The sequence below is a fragment of the Simplicispira piscis genome, from assembly GCF_054783455.1.
The window spans coordinates 7,665-27,080 of record NZ_BAAGQN010000004.1; the positions used below are offsets into that span (position 1 = coordinate 7,665).

The window sequence follows — 19,416 nt, forward strand, 5'->3', positions numbered from 1 at the left end:
ATCACGCTCACGCTGTCCACCGCTGTGACGATCTCGAAGTTGATCGCCGCCAGGCCACCACCGATGCCGGCAAAGAACCCAGAAACGATGAACGCGAAATAGCGCACCCGCTGGGTGTTGTAGCCAATGAACTCGACCCGCTCCGGGTTGTCCCGCACGGCATTCAGCATGCGCCCCAGCGGCGTCGCCGTGAAGGCGAACATGGCAGCCGTGCATACAAAGCAATAGGCAGCGATCAGGTAGTACACCTGAATGGCCGGTCCAAAACTCAGACCCATGAACGACTTGCCATATACGCGATCGGTCGTGATACCGCCTTCGCCGCCAAAGAACTCAGGGAACATCAGAGCCATCGAGGCCACCAGTTCCCCAATACCCAAGGTAATCATGGCGAAGGTGGTGCCCGATTTCTTGGTGGTTACAAAACCCAGCAGCACAGCAAACAGCATGCCGGCCAGCCCGCCCACCAAGGGAATCAGAACCAGCGGAATGGGCATGCTGCCTTTGCCGGCCAGATTCATCGCGTGGATCGCCATGAAGGAGCCCAGCCCGGTGTACACCGCATGCCCGAAGCTGAGCATGCCGCCCTGCCCCAACAACATGTTGTAACTCAAGCAAATGACGATCAGGTAGCCGATCTGCGACAGCATGGTCAGCGCCAGGCTACTGGTGAACAGCAGCGGCGCTGCAATGAGCACGAGCGCAAACAAAGACCAGATAACGATGCGCCCGACGTTCCAGGGCTTGAAACGGTAGTACGAAGTAGCGGTGGATGTAGTCATTGTCATGGCATCAGTCCTCCCGCGTGCCCAAAAGGCCCTTGGGGCGGAAGATCAAAATCAGCACCAAAAAGAGGTACGGCAGGATGGGAGCCACCTGCGAAATGGTGAGCTTGAGCAAAGGCCAGCCAAAGGTTTCTTCGGTCACTGCCATGCCCAGCGCTTGCAGGCCGGTCGCCAGCGACTGGTCCATGGCCACGGCAAAGGTTTGCACCAACCCGATAATCAGCGATGCCAGGAAGGCACCCGCCAGCGAGCCCATGCCGCCCACCACCACCACCACAAAGATGATGGAGCCCACCGATCCCGCCATGGCAGGCTCGGTGACATAGGTGTTGCCACCAATCACCCCCGCCAGGCCAGCCAGCGCGCAGCCGCCGCCAAACACCAGCATGAAGACGCGCGGCACGTTGTGGCCCAGAGACTGCACCATCTCGGGGTGCTTGAGGGCTGCCTGGATGACCAGGCCAATGCGTGTGCGCGTCAACAGCAGCCATACCGAGACCAGCATGACCAGGGCGACAAGCATGATGAAGGAGCGCGATTTGGGAAACTGCGTGCCGTAGATGGTGAAGAGCGGCCCCTGTAGCTGTTCGGGCAGGCCATAGGGTACGGTCGATCGCCCCCACACCAGCTGCACCAGTTCCAGAATCAAATACGACAAGCCGAACGTGACCAGCAACTCGGGCACATGCCCGAACTTGTGCACGCGGCGCAGGCTGTAGCGCTCGAACAGCGCCCCCAGGGCACCCACTGCCAAGGGTGCCAGAACCAGGGCCGGCCAGAACCCGACCACACTGGAGATGGTGTAGGCGAAATAGGCCCCCAGCATGTAGAAACTGGTGTGCGCAAAATTGAGCACGCCCATCATGCTGAAGATCAGCGTAAGGCCCGAACTGAGCATGAACAGCAGCAGTCCATAGCTCACGCCATTGAGCGTCGAGATGACGAAAAACTCAGGATTCATGGAAATTCTTCACCACTAGGTCAAAAAAAGAGGCCCGAGGGGTATCGGGCCTCATATACCGAAATAACCGCTTTAGGAAGGGCGCTTCATCTGGCACGACGTCGGCGTGCTGGCCACATAGGGCTCGTAGTACTTCACGGGCACAAAGGTGTAGCCCGTACCTTCCGAGTCAATGGGGTTCTTGCCACCGGCCTTTTCCCACTTGGAGATAAACAGGCCCTGCTGGAGCTGGTGGTCGGTCTTGCGCATTTCGACCTCGCCGTTGAAGCTCTTGAACTTCATGCCTTCCAGCACGGGGGCCACCTTGGCCGGCTCGGTGGACTTGGCCTTGGCAAAGGCTTCGGACAGCATGGCAAAGCCGTGGTACACGGCGCCGGTGTACATGTCATCGTTGAACTTCTTCTTGTAGTCCACCACGATCTGGTTCAGCGGGCCGGGCAGGTTCATGTGGGCATAAGCCACCATGTACACGCGGCCTGCGGCGTTCGCACCCATGGCCGTGGGCGTGCCCGAGACGGAGCCGTAGTAGGTGTAGAAGTTGACGTTGTTCAGGCCTGCATCGTTGGCAGCTTTGATGAGCAGCGCCAGGTCGGAACCCCAGTTGCCCGTGATCACGGTGTCGGCACCCGAAGCCTTGATCTTGGCGATGTAGGGCGAGAAGTCACGCACCTGGGCCAGTGGCGACAGGTCGTCACCCACGATCTGCACGTCGGGGCGCTTGCGCTTGAGCATTTCCTTGGCGTATTTGGAAACCTGGTGGCCGTGCGAGTAGTTCTGGTTGATCAGGTAAACCTTCTTGACCTCTGGCACATCCTTCATGTAAGTGGTCAACGCTTCCATTTTCATGGAAGTGTCGGCATCGAGGCGGAAATGCCAGTAGCTGCACTTGCTGTTGGTCAGGTCAGGGTCCACCGCAGCGTAGTTGAGGTACAGCACCTCCTTGCCGGGATTGCGGGCATTGTGCTTTTCCAGCGCATCCATGATGGCCAGCGCAGGGCCCGAGCCGTTGCCCTGCACCACGTAGCGCACGCCCTGGTCAATGGCAGAGCGCAAGGCGCTGCTGGTTTCCTGCGGGCTGAGCTTGTTGTCGATGCCGATGATCTCGTACTTCACGCCCGCGACATTCTTCTTGCTGAATTCTTCTGCCAGAAACTGCCAGCTCTTGAGCTGGTTCGTACCGACCGCTGCCATGAGGCCAGACAGAGGATCCATCCAGGCAATTTTGACGGTTTCACCCTTTTGAGCAAAAGCACCTGTAGCGCTTGCCAGCAAAAGGGAAGCAGCTACGGTCTTGATAGCAAATTTCATTTTTAGTCTCCAGTTGAATCAACAAAGTGCAGCGTACAGTGTTGCGCTGCATCATTACTCAGGGATTGCCCCTAGCACCTATCACACGCGCGACTGCCATGGCACTCCCCCGAGTTCCATGGCAGCCTCTCATCACAGGCTTGGAAGCCTGTAATCCTTGAGCTGCTCACGCAGCCTTGTTTTGAGCATCTTGCCGGTCGCACCCAAAGGAATGGCCTCGACGAACACCACGTCGTCCGGGATTTGCCATTTCGCAGTCTTGCCTTCGAAGAACCGCAGCAGTTCCTCGCGCGTGACCTCCGCACCTTGCTTGAGCGTGACGGCAACAATCGGGCGTTCATCCCACTTGGGGTGCGGCATGCCAATGCAGGCAGCCATGGCCACGGCAGGATGCGCCATGGCGATGTTTTCAATATCGATGGAGCTGATCCATTCGCCACCCGACTTGATCACGTCCTTGCTGCGGTCAGTGATCTGCATGAAGCCATTGGCGTCAATGGTGGCCACGTCGCCCGTGGGGAACCAGCCCCGGCCCTGGGCATCTTCGACCAACGGGCACTCTCCCTTGTAATAGGTTCCGAGAATCCACGGTCCGCGCACCAGCAGGTCGCCATAGGTCTTGCCGTCCCAGGGCAATTCGTCGCCATTGCCGTCCACGATTTTCATGTCCACGCCGAAGATGGCCCGCCCTTGCTTCTGGCGGATCTTCATCTGCTCGTCCTTGGACAGGTCGAGCTGCTTGTTCTTGAGCGTGCACAGAGTGCCCAGCGGGCTCATTTCAGTCATGCCCCAGGCGTGCAGCACCTCGACACCAAAATCATCCTGGAAGGCGGTGATCATGGCCGGTGGGCAGGCCGAGCCGCCAATCACGGTGCGCTTGAGCGTTGAGAACTTCAGGCCGGCGGGCTTCATGTGGCCCAGCATCATCTGCCAGACCGTGGGCACGCCCGCAGCGTAGGTGACCCTCTCGGCCTCGATCAATTCGTAGATCGACTTGCCGTCCATCGCCGGACCGGGGAAAACAACCTTGCAGCCGGTCAGCGCCGCAGAGTACGGAATGCCCCAGGCATTGACGTGGAACATGGGCACCACGGGCAAAACGGCATCGCGGGCCGACAGGCACATCACATCGGGCAATGCGGCTGCATAGGCGTGCAGCGTGGTCGAGCGGTGGCTGTAGAGCGCAGCCTTGGGGTTCCCTGTGGTGCCACTGGTGTAGCACATGCTGGACGCCGTGTTTTCGTCAAACTGCGGCCAGGCATATTCGGTCGATTGGGGGGCAATCCATGCCTCATAGCTGATCAGCCCCGGGACGCCCGTGTCTGCCGGCAACTTGTCGGCATCGCACAGTGCCACCCATTTCTTCACCGTGGGGCACTTGGCATGCACAGCCTGCACCAGGGGGAGGAAGCTCATGTCAAAACACAGCACCTGGTCTTCTGCGTGGTTGATGATCCAGGCAATCTGCTCGGGGTGCAGACGCGGGTTGATGGTGTGCAGCACACGGCCCGAACCACTCACGCCGAAATACATTTCCATGTGGCGATAGCCGTTCCAGGCCAGGGAAGCCACACGGTCGCTGAACGCCAACCCTTGCTTGTCCAGCGCGTTGGCCAACTGGCGCGAGCGCGCCGCCAGATCACGGTAGGTGTAGCGGTGAATATCGCCTTCCACGCGCCGCGAAACAATTTCCCCGTCGCCGTGGTGGCGCTCGGCAAATTCAATCAACGACGAAATCAGCAATGGCTGACTCTGCATCAAACCCAGCATATGTGCTCCTTTAACTATGCATTCCATAAAAACAGAACCATCCTAACGGGTGAACTTGCCACCCGCACCGATGATGGTCAAATCCACGAAGCGGGAGCCTTGGCGCACCCCTTTGCCATAGTCCACCTCGAACCCGCCCACATCAAAATGCCGCAAGGATTCCAGGGCCTGGATGAAGCGGGGCCGTGTCAGGTCCTTGCCGGCGCGGCGCAGTCCCTCGACCAGCACCTTGGCATTGATATAGGCCTCCAGGCCGATGAAAGACACTGATTCCTCCATGTTGGCCTTCTTCAACACCGCGCGGTATTCCCGAGCCACAGGCAGGCTGTGGCTCCATGGAAATGGCACGACCGATGTCACCACCACACCCACGCCATCAGGCCCCAGTGCCTGGATGGTGGACTGCGACCCCATCACCGAGGTGGTGTAGAAACGGGCTGCCCGGCTCACCTTGCGATACGCCTTGATAAAAGTCACCGTCGGCGCACCCGCGGTAATCATGATGATGGCATCGGGTGCGCTGGCGCTCAGGGCCTGCACCGCTTGTTGCACATCAGAGGAGTCGGCCTGGATGGGTGCATCGGAGTGCAGCTTGAGTCCGCGTTTTTCCATGGATTTGCGTGCGCCCGTCAAACCATCCTTGCCAAAACCGTTGTTCATCCAAAGCACCGAGATGCGCGGTACACCCAGGGTGGTGAGGTGCTGCACCAGCTTCTCGACCTCGTCGCCATAGCTGGCGCGGACATTGAAGACATGGTTGATGGCCGGCTCCCGCAGCAGGTCGGCCCCGGTAAAGGGCGAAATCAACGGTACGGGCGGGGTCTCCTTGGCCAGCAAGGGCAGGATGGCACCCACATTGGCGGTGCCAGTCAGGTTCATCAAAGCGAATACCTGATCTTCTGCAACCATCTTGCCCACCAGCCGGACAGTGTTTTCCGGTTTGTAGCCGTCGTCCTCGGTCACGATCCGGATGCGCCGCCCATGGATGCCGCCCTGGGCATTGACGCCGTCCAGATACGTCTTGGTGACATTCACCAATTCTGGGGCCATGGCGGCCAACGGGCCGGTCAACCCCAGTGACTGGCCAATGACGATCTCGCTGTCGGTTACGCCCGGCCCCGCATGCAGCGCACCCCAGGGCGCCAGCAATGCCAGTGAGGCCAGCACACCCAGCACGCGTCTCTTGTTCAACATTTCGGTCTCCGTTTCGTTGGGATGCTTCTGCATCACATGCGACGCAAAGGCCGCGCAGTGTGCTGTGCCTGGACAGGAAATCCAACACCTGTCGCCTGTCCGACATTTAGCACGGGTTTTCCCGCAGTTGCAGACACATATGCAGCGACAATCCAGCCATGTTTTGCACCACCCCCTCGGCGGATCGCTTCATTGCGTGCCAGCCGTGGTTCACCTCGATTCCCACTGATCTGCAGGAACAGTTGCGTCGCGACGTGTATGCCATCGGCGGTGCCAAAGGCGATGTCATGCTGCCTGCAGGTTCTGCCGTGGAGGGCTGGCACGCCGTGCTCTCGGGGCTGGTCTTGCTGCAAAGCCCTGCATGCAAGGGGCGCGCATCGGCTTTCATCGGCGTGTCCGATGGCGACTGGTTCGGTGAAGGCTCTGCCATGAAACCCGAGCCGCGCAAGTACGAAGTGGTGGCCCTGCGCCCGACCCAGCTGCTTTGCCTGCCACAGCCTCTGTTCGCTACGCTGCGTGAAACCAGCCTGGCTTTCAACCAATTTCTGGTGCTGCACATGAACTTGCGGCTAGGCCAGGCCATGGCCATCATCGAAGCGGGTCGCATGCGCTCAACAGAGCATCGCGTGGCGCTGTACCTCAGCCGTCTGTTTTGGCGCAGCACGCGCAGGCTCAACCTCACACAGGAAGAAATCGGCCAGCTGTGCGGCCTTTCGCGCCAGACCGTCAACCGCGTGCTGCGCACTCTGGAAGCCTCAGGCATCGTGTCGCTGGACTTCGGACGGGTGGCTATCGTGGACGACGACGCGCTTGCGGCGCACCTCAAGGCCACAGCCGGCGACTGACGAACCTGCGGTACCACCCTATTTCTGGCCCATGCGCAAATCAGACAGATCCGCATCGAATAACCAGATCCGAGGCGCCGGCTCCCACGTCTTGCCCAGTGCCGCATTGTTTGGATTGCCTGTTCGCAAAAATGCTCCCAGACTCCCCATCATTGCAGTGGAGAGTGCCAGACGCCCAGGCTGATTGGCCCGGCTGTTCACTGCCCTAGCAAAAACCGAAGGACCAAAGTTACCAAATACGAATGGCAAATCAAATGCATGGGCTGAGCCATACACATCGTTCCAAGGTGCGGGCTCTTGACTCCAGTTGAACTGATATGCCCATACGTTGTCTTGCTGGGAGCGCAAAGATTGCAGCAGATTATCGCGGCTAGCGCCGGTAAAAAGCGCACCCAAAAGGTCGGTCTTGGCGTTGTAGCCAGTACCAGGGGCAGTGACCGGTAAATACGACGGATCGAGGATGTCTGCCGCCGTGAGCGTTGGCGGCGCATCGGGGTCAAACGCCTGCATCATGCGAAAGCGCGTCGCATCGTCTATTTTCATCCCCGGTTTTCCGCCCAGCAGCGCCAGGAAAGGTGCAAACAATTTACCCTCTTGACCCGTGCTGCCCACCAATGCGGGAACTTTGTTGTAACGGCCCGCCGCTATTTCTGCCATTGGATTGACAGGCAGAAAAACGCCATCGGGAATCGGTCCCGACCCTCCCAAGCCGTACTTGAGGACGGTCTGCAGTACGAGCTTCCCGTCCTTGCCGCGCAGGTATTCCCCAACCCGGGCCGACGACCACGCACCTGCCAGCGTCTGGGCAGCAGGAAGATCTGCTGCCAGACCCTCATCCACGATCAGGTGAGCGAGCAGCAGACTCGACTGCGCCGAATATTTCGCCACCGGATTCAGGGTCGGAATAGTTCCCTTTGGTAGATTTTCAGCCAACGAAAGACCGCCACTGATCGGGATGATCTTGTGGAAAAGACCCTTGGCCTGCGGTGCGGCCAGTAATGCCAATGCATTAATTGCGCCCGCCGATTGCCCCATGAGGGTCACGTTGCCCGGGTCACCACCAAAAGTTGCGGCGTTTTTCTGCAGGAATTTCAACGCCTGCATGTGGTCCAGCAGCGCATAGTTCCCGGTATAGGACGCCGAGCCACCACCCAGCTGGGGCATCTGCATATAGCCCAGCACATCAAGGCGATAGTTTGCCGTCACCACCACGGCATTCGCGGTGCGCGCCAACATCGCACCGTCATATACCGGGTCGGCGGTGTAACCCGAGATGGCGCTGCCCCCATGCAAAAACAGAACCACGGGCAGGCGCTCCTGAGAACTGGCCGGGCGCCAGATATTGAGCGTCAAGCAATCCTCGCTGCCCACCGGCGTGTTGAGTGTCTGCGCAATGCTGTCGTCGAACCGGTTGTTCGCACCGGGCCCATAAATACGGCCTATTTGCAGGCAGGCGTTGCCAAAAGTACGCACATCGCGCACGCCTGGCCAGGCGGCGGGTTCCATCGGAGGCTGCCAGCGCAGCGCCCCCACAGGCGCTTGTGCAAAAGGAATGCCTTTCCATGCATAGGTGCCCGAAACGGCACTGTCGTTCACCCCCCGAACCACGCCGTAGGTGGTCGCACGCAACTCGGGCGCATCCGTACCCAGCGTTCCACCGCAACCGGCCACCGTGCCTGCCAGCAAGGCAAGACCACACCACTGCATTAAGAACCGCAACTTCATCATGTTTGTCTCCTCATGGGGTTTTCAGGAATGGGCATGCAAGCGATATCCGGTCCACACTTGCGGCCCTGAACAGGCACCCCGCCATTCTGTGGACACCCCTCCTTTAAGCCACTGTCGTAACCACGCCAACACAATGACTTCACGCGCCATCCGCCCTCCGAGGAATCTGCGATGCCTTTCAAGGGGGTGATCGGCCGCACCAGCTCCGCCGCATGGGTCAAAGGTGTGGCCGACATGATGTCGGCCCAGGGCCTGGACACCCGATCACTGTTTGCACAGGCAGGCATTGATATCGCTGTGTTGCAAGACCCAACGGCCCGCATTCCCGCCGATGCCTTCAGCCAGGTATGGGAGCTGGCCGTAGCGCAGTCGGGCAACAGCCATCTCGGGCTCGACCGCCCGCTGGCCGCGCGCTACGGCTACCTGGACGTGGTGGGCCACGCACTCGCATCGGCCCCCTGCCTGCGCGCAGGGTTTGAGCTTCTGGCGCGCCAGATGGCCGTGGTGTCAGACGCCGCCACTTTTGCACTGCAGAAAGAAGACACCCGGGGGTTCTGGCTGATCCTTGGCCACATCGGCACCGCCCGCCCGGTGCCACGCCAGCGCGTGGAATACGGCATGCTCACCCTGCTCATGCTGTGCCAGTGGCTCACACGCCAGAAGGTCGAACCGCTGGCCGTGGAATGGGTTTATCCGGCTCCCGCCAACCCGGCACCGCTTCGGGTTGCTTTTGACGTGCCCATGCGCTTTGACCAGCCCGCCAGCCGCATGCTGCTGGCCAGACAGGACATGCTCAGCCCGATTCCCACGTACAACCCCAGTTTGTGGGAGTTGCATGGCCGACTGGTTCAAGAGCGGCTGGACGAGCTCGGCCAGACCCACATCAGCACGCGCGTGCGCAGCGAACTGGCGCGCGTTTTGCATCAAGGAGGCGAGCCGCGCCGCGACGTCATCGCGGCGCGCCTGCACTTGTCCGATCGCACCCTGCAGCGCCGTCTTCTGGCCGAGGCCAGCAGCTTTGCACAACTGCTGGATGCAACCCGGTGCGAGCTGGCCCGCCAGTACCTGAGCGACGCGCACCGCAGTCTCGGCGAAGTGGCTGACCTGCTCGGCTTTGCAGACCAGAGCAATTTGTTTCGCGCCTGCCGACGCTGGTTTGGCATGCCTCCAGGGCAATACCGCGCCCAGTTGCCAGCGAACGGCCCGTCGTCCCACCACCCGGGATAGCCCTGCGCGCCACGTGCTTTGCGCCCTGCGGGAGAATAGGTGTATGAACCAGTCTGAAGACCGCCCGGAGCGGGCCGATTGCGGCCTGGCCTGGCGCAACAGCTTCGCCGCTCTGGGGCCCGCTTTCCATACCCCGCTACAACCGACCCCCCTGCCCGCCCCGTACTGGGTTAGCACCAGCGCAGGGCTGGCACAAGAACTTGGGCTGGCGCCGGAGTGGCTGCACTCCGACGCGGCATTGCACGCCCTGAGTGGCAACACCCCCCTGCACGGCAGCGCCCCCCTGGCCAGCGTATACAGCGGCCACCAGTTCGGTGTATGGGCTGGGCAGCTCGGCGATGGCCGGGCCATCCTGCTGGGCGAAGTGGAAACACCGGCGGGGCCGATGGAGATACAGCTCAAAGGCAGCGGCCTCACACCCTATTCACGCATGGGGGATGGCCGGGCGGTGCTGCGGTCCAGCATCCGCGAGTATTTGTGCAGCGAAGCCATGCACGCGCTGGGCATACCCACCACGCGCGCCTTGTGCTTGACAGGCTCGCCCGAGCCGGTGCGCCGCGAAGCCATGGAAACAGCCGCCGTGGTCACCCGCGTCGCGCCCAGCTTCATCCGGTTTGGGCACTTCGAACATTTCGCCGCGCGCGGGCAGTTGACCGAGCTGCAAACGCTGGCGGATTTCGTGATTGAGCACCATTACCCCGCATGCCAGGCGGGAGCGGGTTTTGACGGCAACCGCTACGCAGCGCTGTTGCAAGCAGTGAGCGAGCGCACAGCAGCCCTGGTGGCGCAGTGGCAGGCGGTTGGCTTTTGCCACGGCGTGCTCAACACCGACAACATGAGCATCCTGGGCCTGACCATCGACTACGGCCCCTTCCAGTTTCTCGATGCATTCGATCCAGGCCACATCTGCAACCACAGCGACCACCAGGGGCGCTATGCCTTCCAGCAGCAACCTGCCGTCGTGCGCTGGAACCTGTACCGGCTGGGCCAAGCCCTGCAGCCGCTGATTGGCGACCCGGCCATCGCCATGGCCGCATTAGATTCTTTCGTTGCCCTCTTTCCCGCGGAATTCATGGCACACATGCGTGGCAAGCTCGGGCTGGCGGCGGCGCATGAGAGCGACAGCACGCTGATCGACGGTATTCTTCACCTGCTGGCCGACAATGCTGTGGACTACACCATCTTCTGGCGCCGCCTGTCGCATGCGGTGGCGTCGGGCAACCATGAACCAGTGCGCGACCTGTTTGCTGATCGTGCAGGTTTTGATCGCTGGTTACTATCGTATTCAGAGCATTCAGCGCTTACTGGTATTGCGTTAGATGCCAATTTTATGCTAAACAATAATCCACAGCTTGTTTTGCGCAACCACCTTGCAGAGCAGGCCATTCGCGCTGCACAGGCCGGGAATTTTTCCGAAGTACACACACTCCAAGCCTTGCTCGAGCGTCCGTTCGACGAACATCCGGGCTTCGAGGCGTATGCCGATTTCCCGCCCGACTGGGCCCAGCAACTTTCCATCAGCTGCTCATCATGAACTATCCCATCCAGAAAACCGAGGCCCAGTGGCAGGAAGCGCTACAGGCCAAGAATGCGGAGCCCGGCGCCTTGGCGGTCACCCGCCATGCAGCGACCGAGCGCCCATTTACCGGCAAATTCGAGGCGCATTGGCAGGACGGCAGCTACCACTGTATCTGCTGCGGCAACAAGCTGTTTGACTCTGGCACCAAGTTCGACGCAGGCTGCGGCTGGCCCAGCTTCTCGCAGGCGGTGCCCGGCGCCATTGCCGAAATCACCGACAGCAGCCACGGCATGCACCGCACCGAGACAGTGTGTGCACAATGCGGGTCGCACCTGGGCCACGTTTTCGAGGACGGGCCGGCCCCCACGGGCCTGCGCTATTGCATGAACTCGGCGTCGCTGGACTTTGCTCCCGACGCCTCCTGACAAGGCACCACCGGCTACGCCATGAAACTGCTGATCGACTTTTTCCCCATCATCCTGTTCTTCGTTGCCTTCAAATTCTGGGGCATCTACGTGGCTACAGGCATCGCCATCGCTGCCACCGTAGTGCAAATCGCCTACCTGCGGGTCAAGCACGGCAAGGTCGAGCCCATGCAATGGCTGAGCCTGGGCGTCATCGTGCTGTTTGGCGGGGCCACCCTGCTGGCGCAAAGTGAAACCTTCATCAAATGGAAGCCGACAGTGCTCTACTGGCTGATGGGCGGCACCCTGCTCATCGGTCAACTGTTCTTTCGCAAGAATTTCATCCAGAGCCTGATGGGTGCACAAATGGAACTGCCCGACGCCGCCTGGCGTGCCATGAACTGGAGCTGGACCGGTTTTTTTGCCGCCATGGGCGGTATCAACCTCTGGGTGGCCTACCACTACGACACCGACACCTGGGTCAACTTCAAACTGTTTGGCGGGCTGGGGCTGATGCTGCTTTTTGTACTGGCGCAGGCCCTTTTTCTCAGCCGTTACATCAAGGACACCGATAACGCAAAGGATCCTCTGGCATGAACACCCTCGCCATCACCGCCCCGAACATGGAACAGCGCCTGCGCGAAAAACTCACGCCCACCGCGCTGCAAGTCCTCGATGAAAGCCATGCGCACGATGGCCACGTAGGCGCCAACGGCACCGGGTTTGGCACCCATTTTCGGGTGCGCATTGCGTCACCAATGTTTACTGGTTTGCCCCGCGTACGCCAGCATCGCCTTGTGTATGATGCGCTGCAAGAATTCATTGACCGGGGCGCCCACGCCATCGCGATTGAAATTCTCTGAACAGGCGGCAGTGCATTCCTCTCGTTAGCTCCCCGCCTGGAAAACCATTCTCTTTTTGGATTTCGAATGAAGAAAAAGCTCTTGACCGGCCTCGTGGCCGCCGCCTTGATGGGCACCGTGGCCCTGCCCGTTTCTGCCCAAAACCTTGCCATCGTCAATGGCAAGCCTATTCCGAAGGAGCGCGCCGAAGCCTTGCGCCAGCAGGTGGAGCGCTCGGGTCGCCCGGTCACGCCTGAAATGGAAGGCCAGATCAAGGAAGAAGTGATCGCCCGCGAGATCTTCATGCAGGAAGCGCAAAGACGCGGGCTGGATGCCTCGGCCGACTACAAGGCACAGATGGAACTGGCACGCCAGAGCATCATGATCCGCGAGCTGTTCCTCGACGAGCAGAAGAAGAACGCCGTGACCGATGCCGAAATCCAGGCAGAGTACGACAAGTTCGTGGCCGCCAACAGCGGCAAGGAATACAAGGCCAGCCACATCCTGGTCGAAAAGGAAGACGAAGCCAAGGCCATCCTCGCTGCGCTCAAAAAGGGCGGCAAGTTTGAAGAAATCGCCAAGAAGCAATCCAAAGACCCAGGCTCTGGCGCCAAGGGTGGTGACCTCGACTGGGCCAACCCCAGCAGCTATGTCCCCGAATTCACCGAAGCTCTGACCAAGCTCGAAAAGGGCAAGACCACCACCACTCCGGTCAAGAGCCAGTTTGGCTGGCACATCATCCGCCTGGATGACGTTCGTACGGCCCAATTGCCCAAGCTGGAAGAAGTCAAGCCGCAGATTGCCCAACAATTGCAGCAGACGAAGGCGGCCAAGTTCCAGGAAGAAATGCGCGCCAAGGCCAAGGTCGAATAAGTACCTGATGCTTTTTGCACCAACACGCGGCCCCGGCCGCGTTTTTTATGCCTGGGTTCTAGTGTCCCGCCACCACGCCCCACAGCAGCAACAGACCAAGCAACACCGGCTGGTGCAGCATGTAATAGCTCAGGCTCCATCGCCCTAGCACGGCCAAACCTTGCAACCCGGCAGGCAGACGCACTTGCAGCCAATGGGTGCGATGCTCCAGCAACCAGATTCCCGCCGCCATACCCCACCACATCACTCCCAGCCAGGGTAGCAGCGGCACATAGTCTTCCGTGAATGGCTTGCGCGAAACCAGGCCCAGCCAGTTCAGGGGACGGGCATTGAAATACACCGCCCAATCGGCCAGCGGCCCGGTCAATGCGGCATGCGCCATCCAGGGCAATGCCAGAGCAATCCCACCCGCCAACCACAACCAGCGCCGCCACGACGCCGTAGCGCGTACCAGCGGCAGCATGACCGCCATGCCATGGAGCACACCAAAATAGATATAGCTGCGGGGAAACATCGCCAAAGAGCCCAGGGTCACCAGCATGGCGCAGGTTGCAATCTGCATCCACCGCTTGCCAAACCGATTCCAACTCTGGCCCTGGTGGATCGCTACGGCCTGGCCCATGCCTGCACACAGCAAAAACAGGCTGACGATCAACGTGCGCTGCAGCGTCCAGACCGGGTCAGACCGGAAGTCTTGTGGCCAGTAGCCGAAATGGCTCAGATCAAAACAAAAATGAAAGACGCTCATCCACACCATGGCGCTGCCGCGCAAGGCATCGACAACACCCAGGCGGACCGGGCTGACGACAGGAACAGACAGAGATTTGGATGGAGTCACGCAGCAAAGGGCAATGAACGCAAAGCGCCATGATGCCATCAGCAAGCACCGATCTGCGTGGAAGGGAAGCGCTCCACACAGGAGTAAACTTTGCACCCCAAAGCAAAAAGGACTTGCAACACGGGGTTGCAAGTCCTTCAAACAATGGTCGGAGCGGCGGGATTCGAACTCGCGACCCTCTGCTCCCAAAGCAGATGCGCTACCAGGCTGCGCTACGCTCCGACAGCTAGAATTCTAACCCGAAAAATTCACCGAATCAGAACCAAGGAAGGATTTTATTTTTAGTGTGAGCACGCTGGCCACACCCCATCAACGACTGGACGGGCCCGGGCCGCGGCCTGCCAGGTGACGGAAGGTGATGCGACCTTTGGTCAGGTCGTAAGGAGAAAGCTCCAGGGACACCTTGTCACCGGCCAGGATGCGGATGTGGTGCTTGCGCATCTTGCCGCCGGTATAGGCGATCAGTTGATGACCGTTTTCCAGCGTCACGCGAAAGCGCGAATCGGGCAGCACTTCGGTGACGCTGCCCTGCATTTCAATGAGTTCTTCTTTTGCCATATTCAATCTCTAAAACAATTCAATCCGTGGACGGCGCCTGCGAAATTGCGGTTCCTCCACAGACGGTACCGCCTGTCGCTTACGGCAGACGCCATGTGCTTTGCATGCTGTGGGGTTCGCTGCACCCGGGGCGCAGTTCGGGAAGAATGCCGGGAGAGACGGCTTCAATGGACAGGCAAAGCGCTGTGCATGAGCCTGTCGATTGTAGCGCGATGCAGCCTTTTTGCCTACAGGTTGCCAACCGGCGTGCCTTCAGGGGCAGGTAAAGCCGACGCCAGAGCACGCACGAGGTCGGTTTGGGTGATGACTCCAGCCAACCGTGATTTCGCATCTACGATAGGTATGTGGTGGTGTCCACCCCGGGAAAAAAGCGGCACCAGGTCCATCACATGCTGATGTGCCTGCACCACCTGGACCTGTCGGCTCATGATGTCCTCCACCCGTGTCGGCTGGCCCGAGCGCCCCCTCACCAGGGTGCGCAAACGCTGTCCCCATCCTTCATGCATCTCGAGTTTGGCCAGGCGCATGAAGTCCGCCATGGTGACGATACCTTGCACCTGCCCTGCGGAATCGACCACCGGCAAGGCCTTGATCTGCTCGCGCTGCATCATCTCCCAGGCGTCTTTCAGGGCCACCCCTGCTTCCACGGCCATGGGTGGGCGGGACATGATGTCGGCGCAGCGCAACTCTCCCAGTGTGCGCTGAAAAGCAGCCCTGCCCGCCATGTGCAGCAGCCCCGCCAGATCCGCGCGGCTGATATCGAGCACCTGGTTGTAGTGCGACAGTGCAGCGTCAAGGTCTGCGTTGGTGAAGCCGCCATCCCCTTCAGCTTGCGGCGCCTGCGCGGCATTTTGTGGATGCGGGTAGCTGCGCCCCGTGAGATTGTTGTAGACAATGCCCGCCAGCAACAAGACGCACACATTGAACATCACAGGGAACGCCGCCAGCTGCGCACTTTCTTCGGGGTTGAGCACTACAAACAAGGCCACGGCCGCCCCGGGTGGATGCAGGCAGCGCAGCGGCACCATCACCAGCACTGCGGCCGAAACCGCCAGCGCTGCCGCCAGCGAGGGATCGGGCACCAGTGCTGCACAGGCCACTCCCACCAGCACGGACAGGGCATTGCCACCCAGCACCGACCATGGCTGCGACAAGGGGCTGGATGGCATACCAAACACAAGCACCGCACTGGCCCCCAACGAAGCCACCATCCAGTAATGCCCACCGGCCCCGGCGTGCCACCACCAACGGCCCAGCAATGCCGACAGCAGCACCCCCAGTGCCACACCGATGGTCACGCGCAACCATTCGCGACGATTGATGCCCACCGGAGCGGGCCAGAAATTGCGCAGCCAGCCTGCCATGCGCCCAAAGGCAGCGGGATTCGGCGGGACTGGCTCGGGAGAAAAATCAGGCATTTGAAAGCAGAAAACAAGCGCGCCCAGCGCCAATGCTGTGGCTGACCAGACAAAAGGGGGGCGAATTTTGCCTTGGTTGGAGCGGTACTGCCTGCGCCCGCTCATTGACCTTGCCGCAGCCATGTCATCGCAGCGCGCGCCGATAGAATGGCGCGCTTGCGCCACTCCCCCATGAGCCCTGCCGTGTCCGATCGACTTGCCGTACTGCCCCAGTACCTGATGCCCAAACGGGCTTTGACCGTCGCTGCGGGGCGCATTGCATCGGCGCGTGCCGGCGCGCTGACCACCACCCTCATCCGCCGTTTTGTGGCCCGCTACGGCGTCAACATGGCCGAAGCCGCCAATCCAGACCCGGCCAGCTATGCCAGCTTCAACGACTTCTTCACCCGCCCCTTGCGCACGGGTGCGCGGCCCCTGGCCAATGCCGACCTGATTTGTCCGGTGGACGGCGCCATCAGCCAGTTCGGGCCCATACAGCAGGACCAGATCTTTCAGGCCAAAGGGCACAGCTACACCACCACCGCGCTGGTCGGTGGAGACGCCGCCCTGGGCGCACAGTTCCAGAACGGTCATTTCGCCACCCTGTACCTGAGCCCGCGCGACTACCACCGTATCCACATGCCTTGCGACGGCACGCTACAACACATGGTGCATGTCCCCGGCGACCTGTTTTCTGTCAACCCCACCACCGCACGCGGTGTGCCGGGCCTGTTTGCGCGCAACGAGCGCGTCGTCTGCGTATTCGATGGCGCCCAGGGACCCTTCGTGCTGGTACTGGTGGGCGCCACCATCGTGGGCAGCATGGCCACGGTGTGGCATGGCCTGGTGAACCCGCCGCGCCCCGATGTGCCGCGCCGGTGGGACTACGCCGACCAGTCGATCACCCTGCGCCAGGGCGAGGAAATGGGCCGCTTTTTGCTCGGCTCCACCGTGGTCATGCTATTTCCGCAAGGGCCGCTGCAGTTCAACCCCGACTGGGCCGCCGCACGGCCCATCCGCCTGGGAGAAGCCATGGCACAACGACAGGCAAGTCCCGCATAAAGCGGGGAAACGCAGGGGCTGCCAGCGCGTAGGCGCCCTCGGCGGGATAATTGCGCCCCATGTCCCTCCTGCCCCACCAGCTTGAATTGCTCTCTCCCGCCCGTGACGCCGACATCGGCATTGCGGCCATTGACCACGGCGCCGACGCCGTCTACATTGGCGGCCCGGCCTTTGGCGCACGTGCCGGGGCGGGCAACGACATCCGGGACATTGAACGCCTGGTGAAGCACGCGCACCGCTTCAACAGCCGCATCTTCATCACGCTCAACACCATCTTGCGCGACGACGAACTGGAGGATGCTCGCCAGATGGCCTGGCAGGTCTACAACGCGGGCGCCGATGCGCTCATCATCCAGGACATGGGGTTGCTGGAGATCGATCTGCCGCCGATCCAGTTGCACGCCAGCACACAGACCGATATCCGCACACCTGAAAAAGCACGCTTTCTGCAAGACGCCGGCCTGAGCCAGATCGTGCTGGCGCGCGAGCTGACCGTGCAGCAGATCGCCGCCGTGCGCGCCGCCACCAACCCCGAGCGGTGCAGTATCGAGTTTTTCATCCATGGTGCGCTGTGCGTGGCCTACAGCGGCCAGTGCAACATCAGCCATGCCCAAACGGGCCGCAGCGCCAACCGGGGCGACTGCAGCCAGGCCTGCCGCCTGCCCTACCAGGTGACCGACGCACAGGGCCGCTTCATTGCACACGACAAGCATGTGCTCTCAATGAAAGACAACAACCAGAGCGATAACCTGCGTGCGCTTATCGATGCCGGGGTGCGCAGCTTCAAAATCGAAGGACGCTACAAGGACATGGGCTACGTGAAGAACATCACCGCCCACTACCGCACCTTGCTCGACGAAATCATCGATGAGCGCGAAAACTCTGCCCACCCGTTGGCCCGCGCTTCCAGCGGCCGTACCCGGTTCACCTTCACGCCCGATCCACTGCAAAACTTCAACCGCGAGTTCACCGACTACTTTGTCAATGGACGCAAAGACGACATTGGAGCCTTCGATACCCCCAAAAACCCCGGCCAAGCCATTGGCTGGGTGACAAAACTGGGGCCAAATTTCGTGGAGCTGGAAGTGAGCAACCCCGCAACCGTGCTGCACAACGGCGACGGCCTGTGCTACTACAACCTGCAAAAGGAACTGGTCGGCTTGGCCATCAACCGCGCTGAGCCCGCATCACCACGCAGCACGACCCAGTGGCGTGTCTTCCCCAAAGATCCGATGGAAGGCTTTAAGGATCTGCGCAAGGGCACAGAAATCAACCGCAACCGGGACATGGATTGGGTGCGTGGCCTCGACCGCAAGTCGAGCGACCGGCGTATCGGCCTGTGGGTACAACTGGCCGATACCGTCCATGGATTCGCCATCACGCTGACGGACGAGGACGGTTTCACCGGCACAGCCGAGGTGGCCCAGCCCCACCAGACTGCCCAGGACAGGGCCCAGGCCGAAGCCAGCCTGCGCGAGCAACTGGGCCGCTTTGGCAGCAGCCACTTTGCCGTGCACGATATCAGGCTGCAGTTCTCCCAGCCATGGTTCATACCGGCCTCGGTGCTCAACCCCTTGCGCCGCGATGCCTTGGCCAGCCTTGAAGCCGCGCGCAACCATGGCTGGGTGCGCCTGCAACGCGCACAGCCGGTAGAGCCCCCAGCGCCCTACCCCGAGGACACCCTGACCTACCTGGCCAATGTGTATAACCACAAGGCACGCGACTTCTATGCGCGCCATGGCGTCAAGGTGATCGCATCGGCTTACGAGAGCCACGAGGAAGAAGGCGAAGTCAGCCTGATGATCACCAAGCACTGCGTACGCTATTCCTTGAGCCTATGTCCCAAGCAGGCCAAGGGCGTCACAGGAGTACAGGGCACGATTCGCGCCGAACCCTTGACACTGGTCAACGGAAACGAGCGGCTGACCTTGCGCTTTGACTGCAAGCCCTGTGAAATGCATGTCGTCGGCAAGATCAAGCGCCACGTGCTCCAGCAAGCGCACGAAACCCCCGTTACCTTTTACACCCACCGTCCGCAGCGCGCGCCCTGATGCGCGGCACCCTGCGGGCCCTGGAAATCACCATGACCCGCGTCTCACTGCACC

At 60.9% G+C, this 19,416-nt stretch carries 18 protein-coding genes and 1 tRNA gene; 9 read left to right on the forward strand and 10 right to left on the reverse strand.

What is annotated here, in order from left to right:
- The 5 genes from ACYVOC_RS01325 to ACYVOC_RS01345 all read right to left on the reverse strand — a co-directional run.
- On the reverse strand, positions 1 to 788 hold a 788-nt coding region (locus ACYVOC_RS01325), incomplete at its 3' end, for a branched-chain amino acid ABC transporter permease (RefSeq protein ID WP_461160614.1).
- A gap of 4 nt (positions 789 to 792) precedes the next feature.
- Complete coding sequence (locus ACYVOC_RS01330; protein ID WP_116003795.1) at positions 793 to 1,746, reverse strand: branched-chain amino acid ABC transporter permease; 954 nt, start codon at positions 1,744 to 1,746, stop codon at positions 793 to 795.
- 72 nt (positions 1,747 to 1,818) lie between these two features.
- Complete coding sequence (locus ACYVOC_RS01335; RefSeq protein ID WP_116003794.1) at positions 1,819 to 3,054, reverse strand: branched-chain amino acid ABC transporter substrate-binding protein; 1,236 nt, start codon at positions 3,052 to 3,054, stop codon at positions 1,819 to 1,821.
- 132 nt (positions 3,055 to 3,186) lie between these two features.
- Positions 3,187 to 4,824 carry a 3-(methylthio)propionyl-CoA ligase gene (locus ACYVOC_RS01340; protein WP_461160615.1) on the reverse strand — a complete coding sequence of 546 codons (1,638 nt, stop codon included), beginning with the start codon at positions 4,822 to 4,824 and terminating at the stop codon, positions 3,187 to 3,189.
- A 42-nt stretch (positions 4,825 to 4,866) separates the two neighbouring features.
- On the reverse strand, positions 4,867 to 6,018 hold the full coding sequence (locus tag ACYVOC_RS01345; RefSeq protein ID WP_461160616.1) for an ABC transporter substrate-binding protein: 1,152 nt from the start codon (positions 6,016 to 6,018) through the stop codon (positions 4,867 to 4,869).
- 158 nt (positions 6,019 to 6,176) lie between these two features.
- On the opposite strand from ACYVOC_RS01345, the gene ACYVOC_RS01350 reads away from it, so the two are divergent.
- Positions 6,177 to 6,863 (forward strand): Crp/Fnr family transcriptional regulator, encoded by a 687-nt coding sequence (locus ACYVOC_RS01350; protein WP_461160617.1) that lies wholly within the window; start codon positions 6,177 to 6,179, stop codon positions 6,861 to 6,863.
- Positions 6,864 to 6,881: 18 nt separating this feature from the next.
- On the opposite strand, the gene ACYVOC_RS01355 is transcribed toward ACYVOC_RS01350, so the two are convergent.
- Positions 6,882 to 8,591, reverse strand: coding sequence for a carboxylesterase/lipase family protein (locus ACYVOC_RS01355; protein ID WP_461160618.1), 1,710 nt, complete (start codon positions 8,589 to 8,591; stop codon positions 6,882 to 6,884).
- Between the two features lie 171 nt (positions 8,592 to 8,762).
- On the opposite strand from ACYVOC_RS01355, the gene ACYVOC_RS01360 reads away from it, so the two are divergent.
- From ACYVOC_RS01360 to ACYVOC_RS01385, 6 genes are all read left to right on the forward strand, one after another.
- A complete protein-coding gene (locus ACYVOC_RS01360; RefSeq protein ID WP_461160619.1) occupies positions 8,763 to 9,818 on the forward strand; it encodes an AraC family transcriptional regulator in 1,056 nt (351 codons plus the stop codon).
- Between the two features lie 43 nt (positions 9,819 to 9,861).
- A complete protein-coding gene (locus ACYVOC_RS01365) occupies positions 9,862 to 11,352 on the forward strand; it encodes a protein adenylyltransferase SelO (RefSeq protein ID WP_461160620.1) in 1,491 nt (496 codons plus the stop codon).
- Positions 11,349 to 11,762: a peptide-methionine (R)-S-oxide reductase MsrB gene (gene msrB, locus ACYVOC_RS01370; RefSeq protein ID WP_461160621.1), complete on the forward strand. Its 414-nt coding sequence runs from the start codon at positions 11,349 to 11,351 to the stop codon at positions 11,760 to 11,762. The genes ACYVOC_RS01365 and msrB overlap by 4 nt, the downstream gene beginning before the upstream one ends.
- Before the next feature lie 21 nt (positions 11,763 to 11,783).
- The gene (locus tag ACYVOC_RS01375; protein WP_116003787.1) at positions 11,784 to 12,338 is read left to right on the forward strand and encodes a septation protein A; all 555 of its coding nucleotides are present in this window, start codon (positions 11,784 to 11,786) and stop codon (positions 12,336 to 12,338) included.
- Positions 12,335 to 12,604 (forward strand): BolA family protein, encoded by a 270-nt coding sequence (locus ACYVOC_RS01380; RefSeq protein WP_461160622.1) that lies wholly within the window; start codon positions 12,335 to 12,337, stop codon positions 12,602 to 12,604. The genes ACYVOC_RS01375 and ACYVOC_RS01380 overlap by 4 nt, the downstream gene beginning before the upstream one ends.
- Positions 12,605 to 12,670: 66 nt before the next feature.
- A complete protein-coding gene (locus tag ACYVOC_RS01385) occupies positions 12,671 to 13,456 on the forward strand; it encodes a peptidylprolyl isomerase (RefSeq protein WP_116003785.1) in 786 nt (261 codons plus the stop codon).
- Between the two features lie 58 nt (positions 13,457 to 13,514).
- Here the strand turns inward: ACYVOC_RS01385 and ACYVOC_RS01390 are convergent, their stop codons facing one another.
- From ACYVOC_RS01390 to ACYVOC_RS01405, 4 genes are all read right to left on the reverse strand, one after another.
- Positions 13,515 to 14,294: a heparan-alpha-glucosaminide N-acetyltransferase gene (locus ACYVOC_RS01390; RefSeq protein WP_461160623.1), complete on the reverse strand. Its 780-nt coding sequence runs from the start codon at positions 14,292 to 14,294 to the stop codon at positions 13,515 to 13,517.
- Positions 14,295 to 14,439: 145 nt separating this feature from the next.
- A tRNA-Pro gene (locus ACYVOC_RS01395) sits at positions 14,440 to 14,516 on the reverse strand.
- Between the two features lie 87 nt (positions 14,517 to 14,603).
- Positions 14,604 to 14,852 (reverse strand): translation initiation factor IF-1, encoded by a 249-nt coding sequence (gene infA / locus ACYVOC_RS01400; RefSeq protein WP_024815327.1) that lies wholly within the window; start codon positions 14,850 to 14,852, stop codon positions 14,604 to 14,606.
- Positions 14,853 to 15,079: 227 nt separating this feature from the next.
- Positions 15,080 to 16,270 (reverse strand): HPP family protein, encoded by a 1,191-nt coding sequence (locus ACYVOC_RS01405; RefSeq protein WP_461160624.1) that lies wholly within the window; start codon positions 16,268 to 16,270, stop codon positions 15,080 to 15,082.
- Positions 16,271 to 16,453: 183 nt separating this feature from the next.
- Between ACYVOC_RS01405 and asd the strand changes: the two genes are divergently transcribed.
- Together asd and ACYVOC_RS01415 are read left to right on the forward strand one after the other, a co-directional pair.
- Positions 16,454 to 17,311 carry an archaetidylserine decarboxylase gene (gene asd, locus ACYVOC_RS01410; RefSeq protein WP_233521105.1) on the forward strand — a complete coding sequence of 286 codons (858 nt, stop codon included), beginning with the start codon at positions 16,454 to 16,456 and terminating at the stop codon, positions 17,309 to 17,311.
- Between the two features lie 59 nt (positions 17,312 to 17,370).
- On the forward strand, positions 17,371 to 19,362 hold the full coding sequence (locus ACYVOC_RS01415) for a peptidase U32 family protein (RefSeq protein ID WP_461160625.1): 1,992 nt from the start codon (positions 17,371 to 17,373) through the stop codon (positions 19,360 to 19,362).
- The last annotated feature ends 54 nt before the right edge of the window (positions 19,363 to 19,416 follow it).